Below are 16,863 nucleotides of genomic sequence, written 5' to 3'. Positions count from 1 at the left end.
GAGTGATAAAACAAATCTCAGCCAGATGACAGAGGTTATCTGAGCATCACCGAGAGAGAATGGAGTGAGTGGAGGTGGCGACCATGCTGATGCGCACCGATCCGTTCCGGGATCTGGATCGCCTGACCCAGCAGATGTTCGGCACATCGGCCCGCCCGGCAGTCATGCCGATGGACGCGTGGCGCGAGGGCGACGACTTCTACGTCGAACTCGACCTGCCCGGCATCGACCCCGAATCCCTGGACCTGGACATCGAACGCAACGTGGTGACCGTCAAAGCGTCACGCCCGCAACTGGACCCGGACCGGTCGATGCTCGCCGCCGAACGCACCCGCGGCGTGTTCTCCCGCCAACTGTTCCTCGGGGAGAACCTCGACACCGACGCGATCCGCGCGGACTACCGCGACGGGGTGTTGCGCCTGGTGATCCCGGTCGCGGAGAAGGCCAAGCCCCGCAAGATCGAGATCACCCGCCACGACGAGCGTCAGGCGATCAACGCCTGACCCGGGTCACGTCACGGGAGGGTCCTGTGATGGTGTGCGCGACCGGTCACGCTGCGCCCGAGGCCGCCGAGGAGGTGTCGCGGCTGGATGCCCGGCTGCTGGGGCTCGATCCCGATCTCGAGGAGTTGTTCGCCGAGATCGACGAGGTCTTGTGCGAGGCATGGGACCGGTGGAGGTACCCGCCACGGCGCGAGCCTCGGATGCCCTGGCCACGGCCGGGCGCGCGGTGGTGGCGAGGGCGGGCCGCCCGGCTCGACGCCCGCCGGCCGGACGCGGGGGCGGCCCGCGAGCGCGGCCCGCCCCCGGGCGCGCGCCAGCGGCCTCGGTGCGGTATCCGATGGTGAGTGAGAGTGAGGTGATGCCTGTCGAAGACAACGAAGACCACACGAAACGTTCTCGCACAGAAGTGTTCTCGCGACGATCCGGGTCGGCGACCCGAGCCCGGCGCCTGCATACCGGCACCAGTGCGTCAGGACAGCCTCGTCCAGCGCGTGCACAGCCACTTGTGTGGCATCAGCAGGGCAGGCACGGCTCGCCGCCCCCCTTAGCGGGAGCATCGCAGAAGTTCCGTGTTCAGATTCCTTCCGTCGACGGGTGGCCCGGACAGCTCGGGTCTTCCGGGCTCACCCGACCTTTCGCCGAATCGACCACTCGATGACATTCCAGGAGGGAACCGCCGTGACCAACACCTGGACCATCACCCCGGCAGGCAGCGACTTCGACCGCGCCGGACAAAACGTTCCCGTCCGCGACAGCGACCGCGACATCGGATTGGACACCACCACGCTGCACCCGCTGGCCGAAGCGGTGCGCGCCGCGTTCGACACTGCCGAACTCACCGACCGTATCGACCAAGCCTGGATCACCCCACTGGACCTCGATGACGACTACGACTTCAGCTCGCGCAGATTCCGGGGCCCGGCGACCGGCTGGATCACCCGACTGGATCTCGCCGACGGCTACGACCGCGCCACCGCCGACTGACCACATCATCTCCTCGGGCGTCACCGCAGCCGATACCGCGCAGTACGACCCACACACCGGCGGCAAGCAAGAATTACCGCGCTGGCACCACGGCCAGGTCGCCTGGTTCAACACCGAGAAGGGGTTCGGGTTCCTGACTCCCGATACCGGCCCCGCGGTGTTCGTCGACTACCAGGTGATCGATGTTCCCGGGTTCAAGACCCTCCTCGCCGGGCAGCCGGTGGTGTTCACCGTCGCCGACACCCCGCGCGGCCCCGAAGCCACGCGCGTCGTGCCCTACACCCGCACACACACCACCCCGCGCATCCCGCCGCGCCCATCGGCTCCCGGTGCTCGACCACACCAGCCACGCTGGCGCCACCACGCGCCGTAACCGACCCAACGACTGGACACCAGGCAGCTCTTACCGCCCAGCCCCGATACGGCGAGCAGCACTCGCACCGACCAGCAACCGGCACAAGGAATACCGTGACCCCCCGATCACATATCGCCGACCCAGCCAACCACACGCTCGAGGTGAGCCACACGCACACGGTCGCAACTGATCCCGACGACTCACCGGTGGTGTACTGGCCTGAACCCAGCCCCCTGGAATCCTGGTGGAACACCATCATGCGCCCCGCTCAGTCGGTGTGACCGCCGACTCGGCGGTGTTCCGTTAGGCGATCCGCCACCGGAACACCGCGGCCGGACGAGTCCAGCCCTGGTCACAGGTGTTCCGTAGAGGCGTTCCGCGTACCGTCCCGCTCAACCCCCGCTATCCGGAACAATTCCGGGTATGGGTGAACCGTTCCGCGTCGGATACTGCCGTTGCTCCACCGATGAACAAGACGTCGAGATCCAAACTGACCAACTCCTCACTCTCGGCGTTCCACGCGAACGGATCTTCATCGACACCGGGTTCTCCGGCGGCACGGCGGCGACCGCACGGGCCTCGACAACGCGCTCGCCGCAGTGACCTCGGCAACGGCGGCCGTCACCGGGCGGCAGGTTGTGCTGACCACAACGAAATTCGACCGATTCGCCCGCAATATGGCCGAAGCCGGAGAGATCCTGACCGACCTGCGCAAGCGCGATGTCCTGTTCGGGCTCGGCAGCTCCGTCTACGACTGGAACGACCCGTTCGGCAAACTCTTCCTGCAAACCCTGGCCATGGTCGCCGAATTCGAGGCCAACCTCAACCACCTGCGCACCCGTGAAGGCATGGCCAAGGCCCGCGCCAAGGGCCGCCTCAAGGGCAAACAGCCGAAACTGCCTCTCGCAGCACGCAAAACGATCCACCGCCGCTACCACCGCATCCCGACGACGACGCCAGCCTGGCCGACCTCGCCGAGGAATACAGCGTCGGTCGCTCCACCATCCACCGCATCATCAGCAGCCCCGCCCCACCCCGCATCTGACGCAAACCAGCGTACGGCCCGAGCCGATCACGACGGTATCGTCGCTGGTCCAGCCATATGTGTTGTTTTCCGCGCGATTACTACCGGAACCCCGACCCGACACAACTGCGATTGATCGCCGACGATCTCGCCGAAGTCACCCAACTGACTCTGCGCAACGCGGTCATCTACGACCGCTTCGCGGGCACCGGCGTCCTGGGCACTGACGATGCCCGCGCACTCGGCTGCCTCGGCTACGCCGCGCGCGAGCGGTGTGGCGATCGATGCCCGCGTCGACCACCCCACCATCGACCTACCGGTCACCGCGGTACCGCCGATACCGGCGATGTCCTTGCTCGCTACGCGGTCCGCCGCGACGAATTCGCCGCATCAACCGATATGATCACCCACCTGGTCGAGAGCCACACCGGGCCAACACAATTCACGACGACAACTGAACCCGCCCAGCGAGCCGGTAGTGATGTCGGCATTGTGGAAGGCTGGCGCGGCACCATCGTGCATCGAGTCGAGACCGACGACACCGGCTGCCGCACCCGCGCCAAAATCGTCGACCCGTCCTGGTTCAACTGGCCCGCCCTGCCGATGGCCATGACCGAAACGATCGTGCCCGACTTCCCCCTGGTCAACAAGAGCTTCAACCTGTCCTACGTTGGTAACGACCTCTAACCAGGCGCACTGAGATTGTGACAGTGAAAGGTGGTGGCGCGGTGCGGTAGTCCTGGCCACGGATGGGCCTCTTAGCAGATGCGCCGATCCGGACGGCGTATCGACGACGCGGTCCTGGCCCACATCAGCCCCGTGCACAGCGAGAACATCGGTGGTGTCACCGGCGGTGTGCTGGCCGAGTGTCCCAGCGGTGGGTGGTCCAGGCGCGGCGGATGAGGGCGCGGACGGTGATGACGGCATCGCGGCGCGGTCGAACGGATCCGTGGGGACCGTCACGGTCCGTCCGAGCACCGCCGGACACGCCACATCAGCCAGATCGACCAGCACGTCGTGATGCGCCATCAGCTGACCCAACGGCAACGCCGAAATCGCGGGCCGAAGAGGCTCCCGCGCCGCAAGGTCAGCCCGAGGATTCGCTAACCAGGGTTGGTTCGGATAGCTCCTCGAGCAACTCGGCCTGCCCCGCGACCACCCCGGTCAGGATGGCCCGCGCCACCTTCAACAGCTCCGCAACCCGCGGCGAGGTCAACGCGTAGGAAACCGACAAGCCCTCCCGCCGGGCAGTCACCAGCCCAGTACGACGCAAAATCGCCAGCTGCTGCGACAGATTCGCCGGTTCGATACCGACCTGCGGCAACATCTCCGAGACCGCATAGTCGCGTTCGCTGAGCAGCTCCAACACCCGAATACGCGCCGGATGCCCGAGGGTCTTGAAGAAATCTGCCTTCATCCGGTAGAGCGGCTGGTGCGCATCCCCCATGATGTCCTCCACTCTCCGGATACCGACAACGCTGAGATTACTTTCTAATCTTAGCAACTCGCCTGTGGGTCACCTGGCCGGTTCGGGCAGGTGCCCGAGGCGGCCGATGACGCGCTGACGCAACAAAAGGTACTCATCCCACCGACGCGGCAACCGCCCACTCGGACGTTCGACAACGCGAGCGGCGGTCACGACCTGACCCAGCCGGAACTGATCACGAGTCAGATCGAGTTCGACACCAGTGGGCAGGCGATTCCACCAGTGAAATCCTTGTTGCTCCACACCGAGCATTACCTCGCCAACCATGAGATCCCCGCCGAACACGTCGTTGACGATCAACGCCGTTATGTCGCAATGACCCCAAGCAGGGTTGTCCGCCTGCCACTCGGCACGGGCGAGGTCGTCCACCGAACAGGTGTCAGCCGCCCAACTTGTGCGCAGAGCTTTATCTATGCCGAGCAGGTCCCAAACGGTCACACGCGCAGCATGCCATCTTTGTCAAAGCGCCGGATTGTGATGTGATTCCGCGTCCGTCCGGGTAGTTACGAGGGAGCATCCACCCGCGATCAGCACTGCTCGGTCGTCGCCGCGCTCGACCGGGTTGGATTGGGCACCCTGCTGACGGATCTGCTCACTCCTGCCGAAGAAGTCCGCTACGCACGGGTTTTCGACATCGAACTGCTCTCGGATCGGTTGGTGGATGTCACCCGCTGGCTCACCCAACAGTCGTGCGCCACCGGTCTGCCGATCGGTTACCTCGGCACCGGCGCGGCCGCCGCGCTGCAGGCCGCCGCCGACCCGCGCGTCGACGTCGCGGCCGTGGTGTCCCGCGCTGGCCGCCCCGACCTCGCCGGCGTCGACCTATCCGCGGGGCGGGCACCGACACTGCTGATCGTCGGCGGTGGCGACCCGGCCGTGGTCGACCTCAACCGCTATGCACAACGGGCCATGTCGTGTGAGAACAAGCTCACCATCGTGCCCGGAGCCACCCACCTCTTTCCCGAACCCGGTGCGCTGGAAACAGGTCGCGGCACTGGCCCGCGACTGGTTCCTGACACATCTGACCTCCGCCACCAGGGGCACCGCGACCGAAAAGTACGTCGACCGGCCATGACCGTACTGTAGGACCCCAGGTTCCCACCCTAGTGGCAGGCGAATGTGAATATGGACGGGCGCGGGGTGTGTGTACAGGTCGCTGCTGCGACCACGCGGGAGGCGGTCGACCTGCTCGAGGCTCCGCTCAAAGAGCGCTTCGAGCGGCTGACCCGGCACTGGGAAGCCATTCGCGGCCACCGCCCGGCGCCGGGTCAACACGAGTGGCGCCATGATGCCCCATCGCGGACCCCACTGCCCTACTTTCCGCGTCCGTTCGAGCAGCGTGAGGAGTGCGGCACAAGTCCTATGCACTGGCCGACGAGACTTGCGCCGAGGCCGCGTTCGACATGGAGCTGATGGATGGTCGGTGTATTCCCCGGAGTTGTGGTGACTTTCGTGTACGGACGGAGGACTTTAGCCCGGAGCGAGCCGGGCCGATCCGGGGCGATACTTGATGCCGCCGGGTAACCGGTGATCTGCCCGAGGCTCTGGGCCGGGGTATGCGAACTCGGTTGAGGCCAACCGTTCCAAAGCGGGGTCTTCATCCTCGGGCAAGTCTCGTTACCATGCGTTCCGTGACGGCAGCCCGCTGGCTTGCGCGGGTGCGGGGAGCGGATGAGCTGATGGCGGTCTGTTCGGCGTAAACGGGATCCGGCAGGGGTGCGGTGCGAATCAGTGAGGGACCAATGACACGCGGTCCGGCGACATTGGGACCTGCCGCCACGTCGCGCCCGGTAGCCAGGCTTGATAGGTCTGCTAGGAGGTCTCGATGCTGTTTCTCGATCGCGGTGATGCCGGCCGACGACTCGCGGTGCGGTTGCAACCGTTACATGGTGAAGACCTTGTCATCCTCGGTCTGCAACGAGGCGGTGTCCCGGTCGCGTACGAGGTTGCGAGGGCATTGGGCGCGCCGCTGGATGTGATCGTGGTGCGCAAGCTAGGTGTCCCGCATCAGCCGGAGTTGGCGTTCGGGGCGATCGGCGAGGACGGGGTCCGGGTACTCAACGATACCGTGGTCGCGGGCACGTGGCTCACCACCGAGGAGATGGCGAAGGTGGAACACCGTGAGCGCGAGGAACTTTCGCGGCGGGCCGAGCGATTCCGGGTGGGCCGTTCGCGGATTCCGTTGGCGGGCCGTACTGCGGTGATCGTCGACGACGGCGTCGTGACCGGTGCCACCGGCCGCGCCGCGTGTCAGGTCGCGCGGGCGCACAGGGCGGCGCGAGTGGTGTTGGCGGTCCCGGTCGGCGCCCAGGACGCATTGGCCGCGTTGTCGAAGGAGGCGGACGAGGTGATCTGCCTGGAGTCGCCGTTGTGGTTCTTCGCGGTCGGCCAGTGGTATCGCCACTTCGGGCCGACCTCCGCCCGGGAGGTGGTCGAATTACTGCGCCGCGCCGCCGAAGAGCTCCCGGAGCCGCTAGCGGGCCCGGCCGGGGATCCATTGCTCCGCGATGACGAGGTACGGGTAGTCGCGGGAAATGTCGAATTGGCGGGGCATCTCATCATTCCGGAGGATCCGAACGGGATCGTGGTGTTCGCACACGGCAGTGGCAGCAGCCGGCACAGCCCCCGAAACCGTTATGTGGCGAGCGTGTTGAACCGCGCGCGGTTGGGCACACTGCTGCTCGACTTGCTCACCGTCGACGAGGAAATCAACCGGGCTCGCGTCTTCGATATCGCGCTGCTCGCGCGTCGGCTGGTCGATGTCACCGGCTGGCTCAATCGCCAGGAAGCCGTGGCCGGTTTGCGGATCGGGTATTTCGGTGCCAGCACCGGCACCGGTGCCGCGCTACAGGCTGCGGCTGATCCGCGCGTCGAGGTCGCCGCAGTAGTCTCGCGCGGAGGCCGACCCGATCTGGCCGGTGCGACGCTGGCCGCGGTGCGCGCGCCGACCCTGCTGATCGTCGGCGGACACGATCATCTGGTGCTGGAACTCAATCGTCGCGCACAGGCAGCCATGTCGTGCGAAACGGCGCTGGCGGTAGTGCCGGGCGCAACTCATCTCTTCGCTGAAGCGGGCGCGCTGGAGAAGGTCGCCGAACTCGCCCGTGACTGGTTCGTCACTCAGTTGGGGCCTATCGCCGCAGACGACCGTTCCGGACGTGGGAATGGGACCGGATGAGCACCGCGCCGCTTCGTATCATTTCCGGCAGTGCCAGCTCGCGGCTGGCTGGTGCGGTGGGCAACCATCTCGGCGTCGGATCCAACGGTTGCGTGCTGCAGCGATTTCCGGACGGTGAGTTGTGCCCGATCGTCGAGAATGTGTGTGGCACAGACGTTTATGTGGTGCAGTCGACGGCACCGCCGGTGAACGAGCACATCATCGAGCTGCTGCTACTACTGAACGCGTGTCGGCGGGCTCGAGCGGCGCGGGTGACCGCGGTGATTCCGTATTTCGGTTATGCCCGCCAGGATCGTCGCACGGCGCCCGGTCAGGCCATCGGCTCGGCGGTGGTCACCGATGCGATAGCGAACGCGGGTGCCGACCGGCTGGTTGTTGTCGACCCGCACACCCTCGGTCTGGAAGCGCGGTGCCGCATTCCGGTCGAAACGCTCACCGCCGTCCCGATCGTGGCCTGTGAGCTCGCCACGGAGTTGGCGGATGACACCGTCGTCGTCGCCCCCGACCTGGGCGCGGTCGAACTGGCCGAACACTACGCCATGGCAGTGCGCGGTTCGGTCGCGATGGTACGCAAGCATCGCGAAAGCGGCACAACAGTCAGCGCGCTCGAACTCATGGGCGATGCGCGCGGCCACCTCGCAGTAATCGTGGACGACATGATCACCACAGGGGCGACCATCGAAGCGGCGGTGAAATTGTTGCGCGCCCGGGGCAGTACCTCGGACATCGTCGTCGCCGCCACCCATGGACTGTTCGTGCACGCCGCGGCCAGTCGCCTGCGCGACCTCGGTCTGCGGCGCGTGCTCGTCACCGACACCGTCGAGCACGAGAACACGACCACCATGATCCGGGTGTGTTCGATCGCGTCTGTGCTGGCCGAGGCGATCGCCGGTCTGCACACCGACCAGCCGCTGCTCGAACCGCGCATCCCAGCACGATGAGCGAATCCGAAGCTGGGCATCGCTTGATCCCGCACACCGCCGACCTGCGTATCGAGGCGTGGGCGCCGACTCGGGAGCGGTGTCTGGCCGAGGCGGTGGCCGCGCTGGTGGATAGCTTCCTGGAGCGTCCACTGCCGTGTGCGTCGACGGCCGTCGAAACGTCCTTGCCTGCTGATAGCGATGAGAACGTGCTCGTCGGAGTGCTCGAGGAGGTCATCTTCCAAGGGGAGGTTTCCGGGATGGTCCCGGTCGCGACGGAAGTGTCCGCGGACCGCAGCGGGGTGCGGGTGCGATTCCAGATGGTCGACCTGGCGGCCGCCACCCCGTGCGGTGCGGTACCAAAGGCGGTGTCGCTGCACCGATTACGGTTCCGGCGCGACTCGCACGGCTGGCGTTGCGCGGTGACGATCGATGTCTGAGGGAACGGTCATGGAACTCATCGAGGAGACACCATTCCGGTTCCGCATCGAACGACACGGCGACATGCGGGTTCCCGGACTGGTTTTCGCGTCCCGGGCGCTGGCGCCCGATATCGCCGGAGATAAGGCACTCGAACAGGTCGTGAACGTGGCCACGCTCCCGGGAATCGTGCTCGCCTCCTACGCCATGCCGGATGTGCACTGGGGCTACGGATTCCCTATCGGCGGCGTCGCCGCGACCGATATCGCCACCGATGGCGTCGTATCCCCGGGCGGGGTCGGATTCGATATCTCCTGCGGTGTGCGGCTGCTCGCCGCCGACCTCGACCGCGCCACATTCGCGTCGAAACTCACCGCCGTCATGGACGATCTCGACGCCGCGATCCCACGCGGCTTCCGCCGCGGCGGGCTGTGGCAGGTCTCCCGCGGCGAGTTCGGCGAAATCCTGACCAAGGGCGCTGCATACGCCATCGAACGAGGCCACGGCGTACCTCGTGACCTACGACGGTGCGAGGACCAGGGCAGGGTCGACGGGGCCGATCCGGATCTGGTCAGCGATCGCGCGGTTGCCCGCGGCCTGGGCCAGGTCGGCAGTCTCGGCTCGGGTAACCATTTCCTCGAGGTACAGGCCGTGGCCGAGATCTACGACGAACCGACCGCGAACGCTTTCGGACTGCATGCTGATCAGGTATGCGTGATGATCCATTGCGGTTCGCGGGGACTCGGACATCAGATCTGCGGCGACCACCTGCGACTGATGGAACCGGCGATGCGCCGCTACGGCATCGAAGTCCCGGATCGCCAGCTTGCCTGCGCCCCCGTGCACTCCCCGGAAGGCCAGGACTATCTGGCCGCGATGGCGGCGGCAACGAATTACGCCCGCGCCAACCGGCAGCTGCTCGCCGAGGCCGTCCGCCGGATCATCCTGGCCCGAACCGGCGCTGGTCTGGACCTGGTGTACGACGTTTCACACAACCTGGCCGCCATTGAAACCCACGATATCGATGGTCGGCCGCGGCTACTGTGCGTACACCGCAAAGGTGCCACCAGAGCGCTACCGCCCGGACATCCCGATGTACCCGCGGATCTGACCGAATCCGGTCAGCCCACGCTGATTCCCGGCACCATGGGAACCGCGTCGTTCGTATGCACCGGGGTCGAGAACGGCCAGGCGTTCCACTCGACATGTCATGGCGCGGGCCGGGTCTGGAGCCGGCACGCCGCGGCACGCAACATCAGCGGCAAGACATTACGGGCCGACCTCGAGCGGCAGGGGATCGCGGTGCGTGGCCTGTCCTGGAAGGGCCTCGCCGAGGAGGCACCAGCGGCATACAAAGACATCACCGCAGTCGCCGCCGCCAGCGAAGGCGCGGGGCTGTGTCGGACAGTGGCCCGACTCGTGCCGCTCGGCGTCATCAAAGGCTGATCAGTGACTCAGCTTGTCATGGGACGAAAGCCATTACGGCAGGATGCATGCGAAACCTGGAGATTGGCTGGTTGTGGAGGGCCGCGTTGTCGGTGGGCCTGTCCGGCGGGGCCTGATCGAAGAAGTGCATTCGGCGGACGGCTCACCGCCGTACCTCGTGCATTGGACCGACACCGGACATCGTGCGCTGACCTTCCCCGGCCCGGACGCGTACGTGCTCAGCAACGCCGAATTGCGCGCCCAAGAGGAGATAGCGGCGGCACGGTTCTCCTCGATGCAGCACGAATAGGCTCAGCATTCGACAACGGTGGGACTTGCTCGGCCCCCGACGACGCGGTCCTTGAACCGCCGCGCGGCCCGTCTGGCGCGGACTGCGTGAACCCGGTGCCGGGGTGGCCACGATCTTCGCCATGGAGACCACGCGGCGCGAACTGCTGGCCGAACGCCTGCGCGGATGGCAGGAGAAGTACCCGAATGTCGAGGTCCGTCGCGTATCGCTCAGCGGGCACGAGTCCAGGGCCAAGTCATCAAGGCCCATACCGTAATCAGCAGGACGGTCACGGTGGCCAGATACCACGGCCAGGGTCCGAGCACATCGAGCAGCGACGGGGTCGAGGGCTTCCCGTTGACGAATCCGTAGTTGGTATGGGCGAGGGAGTTGAAGGTGTAGGTGATCGCGACCCACACCGCAGTGGCTACCACGGTGATCCGGTAGCTTCGCCAGTCCGGGCGCATACCGATTCCCCAGGTCAGGTAGATCGCCGCCCAGACCACGGTCAGATGAATCGCCCAGAAGGCCAGAAACTCGTAGTGCGGGAAGTCCGGGCTCTGCAGTGCTGGTGAGATGAGCGCCTGCGTGCTCAGCGTGAGGCACCAGTAGTAGGTCAGCGCATACGCCCAGCGCCGGTGCGACCACAGCGCGTACGCGGCGACCAGGGTCGCGAGGTCGGTCAGGCGCAACGGGACCGAACGGTCGATAGTTGGCGGGATCGATATGAACAGGTAGATCGCCAGATATAGCGCCAGCGTCGTGGCACCGAAGGCCTGGCTGAAACGCCGTGCGGCGCCGGCATTTCGGTGTGTACGTCCGATGTGGACGGCGAGCACCGCCCCGACTGCGAATACGGCCAGCACAAGCCAGTGGGACAGGCCGTAAGCGGAGAACTCTCGCCGCGCCGCCAGCGGGTACATCTTCCTACTCTAGAAGCGGGTGGGCTTGACGCAGACGGCTTCAGTCGAGCTGTGCCGCCGAGGTCTCGGTGGCCGGGAGTGGCGGGTCGGTCATGGACTGGCCGCACCGGCACCGCAGTGCCAGTCGAATTGTCGACGTCGGCTCGGCGGCCGGGAGTAATCGCGGCCCTTGGCGAGGAAGCGGCGCAGGCGATGCAGCGGCCAGGTGTTGATGACCCGGTCGGCTTCCACCCACCCGCGTTGGGCGGTGGCGACGCCGAATCGCATGTTATCGGCATCGCGGGTTGGTTCAGTCCTGATGTACGACCATGACCGGGCAATATGCATGTTGCACAAGCGCATTGCTCGTGGAGCCGAGCAGAAGGCCGCGGAATCCGCCGCGACCACGGCTGCCGACCACAATGAGCTGTGCGGTCTTGGACCACTCCAGCAGACGCTGCCGGATGCGCCGGTCGTAGACCCGGTGACGGACCTCGACATTCGGGTACTTCTCCTGCCATCCACGCAGGCGTTCGGCCAGCAGTTCGCGCTGCGTGGTTTCCATCGTCTGGAGGGGTGCGTCGACGAAGGGGTATCCGACGAAGGAATCGACGAAAAGGTCGTGGTGGCCGTGCACCGCGACCAGCGTGGCCCCTCGGTCGGACGCCTCGGCGAAGGCGGTGGCGATCGCGGCTTGTTCGGCCGGGCTGCCGTCGACACCGACCACCACCGGCCCCTCGGCCGATAGCTGTCCGCGCGGGTCTGCGGTACGCACGACCACGACGCTGCCGTGGCCGTGCGCGATCACGGCCAGCAGGGTCGATCCGAGATGTGCGGCGGCACCGATTCCGGGTGTTACCCCCATGGCCACCAGATGGGCGGTGCGTGAGTGCCCGATCAACAGCTCGGTGGGATGTGCCTCGGATACCTCTGTCGAAACGGTCGACTCAGGGGCTTCCTCGCGTGCGATACCCTCCGCCATGGCGACGAAATCCGCACCACGCATGCGGATTTCGTCCATGAGTGCGTGGATGGCGCCCGCGTCGAGATCGACGGTTGCGGCACGCAGATCCATGCCATGCGTGATCAACAGTGTCCGCCCGCGCTGCGCGGCGGTCCGGGCGGCCCATCGAACGGCGAGATTCGACGCGGGCGTGCCGTCCACACCGACGACCACCTGCGCCGATGCCAACCGGTGCGGATCGTTCTCGGTCATCTCGGTTGTCCTTCGAGTTGGTTGCGCGGGCGTCGCTGGCTATCCACTGGTCGACCGGTCGGCGATGCAGTCTTTGGTCCGCGAGCTCATCGAATAGTGCGGCGCCGGTTCGGCCGGGGTGGTGCTCATGGTGTGCCGGATCAGACATTCGAGGCCGTCGATCGCGGCCAGCGAGGAGCACTCGTCGGCATAGGTCAAGCCGGGGTATTCGTCGCTGGAGGCGATGAAGGCGGCGGCCGAGGGCGTCCATCTGACGTCGGGGAAGAGTTGGCAGATCCGCCGGTCGATGTCGTCCATCGGAAACTCCTTTGTGTTCGGGGACAGTCGTTTCCGCGTCTCGGCCGCGTCTCGGTCAGCCGTGGCATTCGCTGAAGACGTCCGCGAGTGAGCGACGACCGTGCGGGTCGATCGATAGCAGCTGCCGGTCGGTATCGGTGTGCAACTGCAGCCGGGTGCCATCGAACACCCAGCGCCACGGCTGGGTGTTGTGCACCGAGGGGGCTCGGCAGGCCAGCCGCATCGCGGCCATCATCGTCGGACGGTCGGGCACAACGAGGGCGAGTCGGGTCATACTTCGACTGTCGTCCGACAGTAGCGCCGCTGGATACGGCCCTTCCTCCCGTTCGGATGTGCCGATGGTCATCAGGTGTGGCGAACGGCTCTGGTTTCGGTGACTTCGGCACCCAGCGGGCGTCCGCAGCAGCCCCGCGGCACGACTCGGTCAGCGGCGGCTCAACTGGGCGGGCGGGCTTGTGAACTGATAGTCGGTGAGGCCCTTTCCAGCTGATCCCGATGGCGTTGTACCGCAAGAATTGTCGATAACGCGGGGCGGCGCTGTGCGATGTAAGCCTGACTCGGGCCTTACGGTCCGGTGATCTCCCCGCCCGCTGGATCCGTTGCTGCGGGCTCGGTTATCGCGCGGTGCGTGGCCAGGCGGCGCAGCCGTTCGTGTTCCAGTAGGAACAGCGAAATACTGGTGAGGAACAGCAGCGCGGTGGTGAGGGCGGCGAGTTTCGTCCAACCAGCGAAACCGTGAGCCGCGGCGGTGAGTGTCGAGGCCAGGCCGACCACTCCGAGTGCGAAGAGCACGATGCCCGGGATATTGAAGGAATCGGCCAGGCTCTCGCCAGGCTTGGTGTGGATGGGTGCGCCAAATGTCGCGCTGCTCATGATGATTCCTTCGATCGGGAATGTGGAGTGGGCCGCGGATGGGCGGTTTGTCCGCGGCCCGATGATCACCATGCCGGTCCGGCGGGGTGGTCGAGCAGGGGCTTCGGTCCCGGAGGGTGAGGCCGAAGGTCAGCTCGGATGTACGACCATGACCGGGCAGTCGGCGTGCTGCACAAGCCAATTGCCGGTCGATCCCAGCAACAGGCCGCGGAATCCGCCGCGTCCACGGCTGCCGACCACGATCAGCTGCGCGAACTCCGACCATTTACCGAGCAGCTCATGTGGTCCGAAAACGGAGACCTTGCGGGTCACGGTGACATCGGGATACTTTTCCTGCCAGCCCGCGAGCCGCTCCGCCAACAGCGCGTGTTCGGCGATCTCGAGGTCGACGATGGGGATTTCCAGATAGCCCTCGCCGGCGAACGCGCCGACGTTCAGATCGCTCCAGGCGTGCACGGCGACGAGTTCGGCGTCGCGCTCGGATGCCTCCGCGAATGCCACCGCGATGGCGGCTTCACCGACCGGGCTGCCGTCCACGCCGACCACGACCGGACCGCCGGGATGAGCCGGTTGCCCCGTGTCAGCGCCGCGTACGACTACCGTGGCACCATGCCCGTGGCTGGCCACCGCAAGCAGTGTCGACCCGAGGTGGGCGAGAGTGCCGACACCCGGGGTGGCGCCGAGGGCGACCAGGTTGGCAGTTTGCGAGAGTTCGATCAACAATTTCGCGGGATTCGCTTCGGAGAGTTCAGTAGTGACGGCCAGCTCTGGGGCGACGTCATGAGCCAGTGCACTGGCCTTGGCGAGGATGTGCTCACCGCGGACCTGCAACGGCCCGACGACCGAGGGCTCCATGGCGTCGTAGCTCCCCAGGGCCGCGCGGGCACCGGCGAGGTCGAGGCCGTGCGCGATCAGCAACCGTCGCCGCTTGTGAGCCGCCGTCCGCGCGGCCCACTGGACGGCGGCGTCGCTGGTTGTCGAGCCGTCAGTTCCCACCACAACCGCGGCTGATGCCAGTTGGTGTGGATTCGCTTCGCGAGGAGCGATCATGTCGATACCTTCGGTCAGTTGTGTGGGCGGGCGATGATGAGTGGGCAGTCGGTGGCGTGGAGGACGGTTTGGCTGACTGAGCCGAGGGTCATGCCGGCGAAGCCGCCACGGCCGTGGCTGCCCAGGACGATGAGTTGGGTGTTTTCGGATTCGGTGAGGAGGCGTCGGGCTGGTCGGTCTTCGACGACGACGCGTTGGATTTGCAGGTCGGGATAGTTTTCGGTGTAGCCGGCGAGGCTTTGTGATAGGAGTTGTTCGGCTTCGTTCTGCATGTCGGTGCGGGAGATGTAGCGGTTGAATGCGGACCAGGTGAGTACCGCGCGCACCGGAACTTTGCGGTGGGCGGCTTCGTCGAAGGCGATCTCGATGGCGCAGGTGGAGCTGGCCGAGCCGTCGACACCGACCAGGACCGGCCCGAGTAGCCGGTCTGGTGTGTAGTTCTCCGGTTCGGGGATGACGGCGACCGGGCAGTGTGCGTGCCTGGCCACGGCGGTGCTGACCGAGCCGAGCAGGCCGCGGCGGAAGGCGCCGAGGCCGCGGGTGCCCACGACGAGTAGGCGGGCGTCTTTGGAGCGGTCGAGCAGGACCGGGATCGGTGGTGCTTCGACCATGAAGGTGGTGATGTCGAGTTCGCCGACGGGCGCGGCCGCTGCGGTCGCGTATCCGCGGGCGGTGTCGAGGGCCTCGTTACCGGCGGCCCGGTAGGTGTCGTAGTCGATCTGGTCGAAGGTAACTGCGGGTCCGAAGTCCATCGGCGCGCCGATACCGTGCACGATGTGCAGGGGCGCGCGATGGTGGACGGCGTCGACCGCGGCCCAGCGCACGGCCTCGGCGGCGGCAACGGAACCATCGATGCCGACGAGTACGGGGGGATTGATGGTGGTGGGCATGGGAGTTGGTGGCCCTTCTGCGCGACAGGGGGACGGGGGTGGTGTTACCGCAGGTCGATGACCATGACCGGGCGATACACGGTCTGGACCGGCGTATTGCTGGTCGAGCCGAGCAACAGCCCACCGAACCCGCCGCGACCCCGGCTACCGACAACGAGTAACTGCGCCGCGATCATTGCCACGTTCCGTGCGCCTTGGTTGGTTCGACGAGTGTCATGCCCGCGGTGGCGCCACCGTCGATGACGAATTCCGATCCGGTCGAGAAAGTGGCCTCGGTGACGATGAAACCGACCATCGCTGCGACCTCTGCTGGCTCACCGAAACGCGGAAGCGGTTGCCCCGCAGCCATGCTCTCGTCGAAACCGGCGGTCATCGGAATGTGAATCGGGCCGGGATGCACCGAGCAGACTCGGACCCCGGCATCGCCGAGTTCGAGCGCGGCGGCCTTGGTCAAACCGCGCAGGCCCCATTTACTCGCCACGTATCCGGCGATCCCGGAGTAGCCGATCAGCCCGGCGGTCGAGGAGATGTTGACGATGACACCGTCGCCATTGGCGCGCAGCCGCGGGGCCGCCAGATGCATGCCGAGCCACGCGCCGTACAGGTTGACATCCACGACATGGCGGAACATCGCGGGGGATTCGGACTCGATGCCGCCGAAGTCGACGATGCCCGCATTGTTCACCAGCACGGCGAGCGGTCCGAAATTCGCTTCGGCATCGTCGAGCACCTGCCGCCAGCCGTATTCGTCGGTGACGTCGAGGTGGCGGAATATCGCTGTCGGGCCTAGGGATTCGGCGGTTGCCGCCCCCTCGGCGTCGAGGAGATCGGCCACGACGACGCTCAGGCCGGACTTGACGAGGGTGTGGGCGATGGCCGCGCCGATACCGTGCGCGCCCCCGGTGACGACGGCAGTTCGGCCATGGAATTCGGACATGGTGTCGACCTCCGCTGCCGTGGAAACTGCTTCGATTCGACGCTACGACCGGGCAGCGCGCCCGCACAGTGCCGAACCGACGCATGCCGAGGGACCTTCGACCATCGCCGTCCG

The 16,863-nt window shown here is 66.4% G+C and carries 19 protein-coding genes and 4 pseudogenes; 11 read left to right on the top strand and 12 right to left on the bottom strand.

The features are described from left to right. Nucleotides 1–68 precede the first annotated feature (68 nt). The 5 genes and pseudogenes from AB0L63_RS29940 to AB0L63_RS29920 all read left to right on the top strand — a co-directional run bounded on the left by AB0L63_RS29940 (nt 69) and on the right by AB0L63_RS29920 (nt 3,553). Entirely contained in the window at nt 69–503 is a 435-nt protein-coding gene (locus tag AB0L63_RS29940) for an HSP20 family small heat-shock protein (RefSeq protein WP_364507581.1), read from the top strand. 678 nt (nt 504–1,181) lie between these two features. After that, complete coding sequence (locus AB0L63_RS29935; RefSeq protein ID WP_364507579.1) at nt 1,182–1,487, top strand: hypothetical protein; 306 nt, start codon at nt 1,182–1,184, stop codon at nt 1,485–1,487. A 91-nt stretch (nt 1,488–1,578) separates the two neighbouring features. Continuing rightward, nucleotides 1,579–1,758: pseudogene (locus AB0L63_RS29930) on the top strand (cold shock domain-containing protein); the annotation flags it as partial. Between the two features lie 507 nt (nt 1,759–2,265). Further along, nucleotides 2,266–3,002: pseudogene (locus AB0L63_RS29925) on the top strand (recombinase family protein). Beyond that, on the top strand, nt 2,999–3,553 hold the full coding sequence (locus AB0L63_RS29920; RefSeq protein ID WP_364507577.1) for a hypothetical protein: 555 nt from the start codon (nt 2,999–3,001) through the stop codon (nt 3,551–3,553). Before AB0L63_RS29925 ends, AB0L63_RS29920 begins: the two are co-directional and overlap by 4 nt. Before the next feature lie 400 nt (nt 3,554–3,953). On the opposite strand, the gene AB0L63_RS29915 is transcribed toward AB0L63_RS29920, so the two are convergent. After that, complete coding sequence (locus tag AB0L63_RS29915) at nt 3,954–4,316, bottom strand: metalloregulator ArsR/SmtB family transcription factor (protein ID WP_364507694.1); 363 nt, start codon at nt 4,314–4,316, stop codon at nt 3,954–3,956. Nucleotides 4,317–4,382: 66 nt separating this feature from the next. Continuing rightward, nucleotides 4,383–4,790, bottom strand: coding sequence for a hypothetical protein (locus AB0L63_RS29910; protein ID WP_364507574.1), 408 nt, complete (start codon nt 4,788–4,790; stop codon nt 4,383–4,385). A 135-nt stretch (nt 4,791–4,925) separates the two neighbouring features. On the opposite strand from AB0L63_RS29910, the pseudogene AB0L63_RS29905 reads away from it, so the two are divergent. The 6 genes and pseudogenes from AB0L63_RS29905 to AB0L63_RS29880 form a co-directional block, all read left to right on the top strand. After that, nucleotides 4,926–5,427, top strand: a pseudogene (locus AB0L63_RS29905) (phosphoribosyltransferase); the annotation flags it as partial. A gap of 750 nt (nt 5,428–6,177) precedes the next feature. Further along, nucleotides 6,178–7,530, top strand: coding sequence for a phosphoribosyltransferase family protein (locus AB0L63_RS29900; RefSeq protein WP_364507571.1), 1,353 nt, complete (start codon nt 6,178–6,180; stop codon nt 7,528–7,530). After that, complete coding sequence (gene prs, locus AB0L63_RS29895) at nt 7,527–8,471, top strand: ribose-phosphate diphosphokinase (protein ID WP_364507567.1); 945 nt, start codon at nt 7,527–7,529, stop codon at nt 8,469–8,471. The genes AB0L63_RS29900 and prs overlap by 4 nt, the downstream gene beginning before the upstream one ends. Then, nucleotides 8,468–8,890 carry an archease gene (locus tag AB0L63_RS29890; protein ID WP_364507565.1) on the top strand — a complete coding sequence of 141 codons (423 nt, stop codon included), beginning with the start codon at nt 8,468–8,470 and terminating at the stop codon, nt 8,888–8,890. The genes prs and AB0L63_RS29890 overlap by 4 nt, the downstream gene beginning before the upstream one ends. A gap of 10 nt (nt 8,891–8,900) precedes the next feature. Then, nucleotides 8,901–10,316: an RtcB family protein gene (locus AB0L63_RS29885; RefSeq protein WP_364507562.1), complete on the top strand. Its 1,416-nt coding sequence runs from the start codon at nt 8,901–8,903 to the stop codon at nt 10,314–10,316. A gap of 43 nt (nt 10,317–10,359) precedes the next feature. Continuing rightward, entirely contained in the window at nt 10,360–10,605 is a 246-nt protein-coding gene (locus AB0L63_RS29880) for a DUF1918 domain-containing protein (protein ID WP_364507692.1), read from the top strand. A 209-nt stretch (nt 10,606–10,814) separates the two neighbouring features. On the opposite strand, the gene AB0L63_RS29875 is transcribed toward AB0L63_RS29880, so the two are convergent. From AB0L63_RS29875 to AB0L63_RS29830, 10 genes and pseudogenes are all read right to left on the bottom strand, one after another. Next, the gene (locus AB0L63_RS29875) at nt 10,815–11,507 is read right to left on the bottom strand and encodes a TIGR02206 family membrane protein (protein ID WP_364507559.1); all 693 of its coding nucleotides are present in this window, start codon (nt 11,505–11,507) and stop codon (nt 10,815–10,817) included. 90 nt (nt 11,508–11,597) lie between these two features. After that, the gene (locus tag AB0L63_RS29870; protein WP_364507556.1) at nt 11,598–11,774 is read right to left on the bottom strand and encodes a hypothetical protein; all 177 of its coding nucleotides are present in this window, start codon (nt 11,772–11,774) and stop codon (nt 11,598–11,600) included. A 22-nt stretch (nt 11,775–11,796) separates the two neighbouring features. Continuing rightward, complete coding sequence (locus tag AB0L63_RS29865) at nt 11,797–12,702, bottom strand: universal stress protein (RefSeq protein ID WP_364507553.1); 906 nt, start codon at nt 12,700–12,702, stop codon at nt 11,797–11,799. Nucleotides 12,703–12,741: 39 nt separating this feature from the next. Further along, nucleotides 12,742–12,999, bottom strand: a complete 258-nt coding sequence (locus AB0L63_RS29860) for a hypothetical protein (RefSeq protein WP_364507550.1) — start codon at nt 12,997–12,999, stop codon at nt 12,742–12,744. Nucleotides 13,000–13,054: 55 nt separating this feature from the next. Beyond that, nucleotides 13,055–13,273 carry a hypothetical protein gene (locus AB0L63_RS29855; protein ID WP_364507547.1) on the bottom strand — a complete coding sequence of 73 codons (219 nt, stop codon included), beginning with the start codon at nt 13,271–13,273 and terminating at the stop codon, nt 13,055–13,057. A gap of 290 nt (nt 13,274–13,563) precedes the next feature. After that, on the bottom strand, nt 13,564–13,872 hold the full coding sequence (locus AB0L63_RS29850) for a hypothetical protein (RefSeq protein ID WP_364507544.1): 309 nt from the start codon (nt 13,870–13,872) through the stop codon (nt 13,564–13,566). Between the two features lie 129 nt (nt 13,873–14,001). Then, nucleotides 14,002–14,922: a universal stress protein gene (locus AB0L63_RS29845; protein WP_364507541.1), complete on the bottom strand. Its 921-nt coding sequence runs from the start codon at nt 14,920–14,922 to the stop codon at nt 14,002–14,004. Nucleotides 14,923–14,936: 14 nt separating this feature from the next. Next, on the bottom strand, nt 14,937–15,812 hold the full coding sequence (locus AB0L63_RS29840) for a universal stress protein (RefSeq protein WP_364507538.1): 876 nt from the start codon (nt 15,810–15,812) through the stop codon (nt 14,937–14,939). A gap of 44 nt (nt 15,813–15,856) precedes the next feature. Further along, nucleotides 15,857–15,979, bottom strand: a pseudogene (locus tag AB0L63_RS29835) (universal stress protein); the annotation flags it as partial. 5 nt (nt 15,980–15,984) lie between these two features. Then, a complete protein-coding gene (locus AB0L63_RS29830; RefSeq protein ID WP_364507535.1) occupies nt 15,985–16,749 on the bottom strand; it encodes an SDR family oxidoreductase in 765 nt (254 codons plus the stop codon). Nucleotides 16,750–16,863 lie beyond the last annotated feature (114 nt).

Source organism: Nocardia sp. NPDC051990 (assembly GCF_040680755.1).
In the GTDB taxonomy this organism is placed as follows: Bacteria; Actinomycetota; Actinomycetes; order Mycobacteriales; family Mycobacteriaceae; genus Nocardia.
Note: the sequence above shows the minus strand (reverse complement) of the source record. Positions and strands in the feature narration are given on the sequence as shown.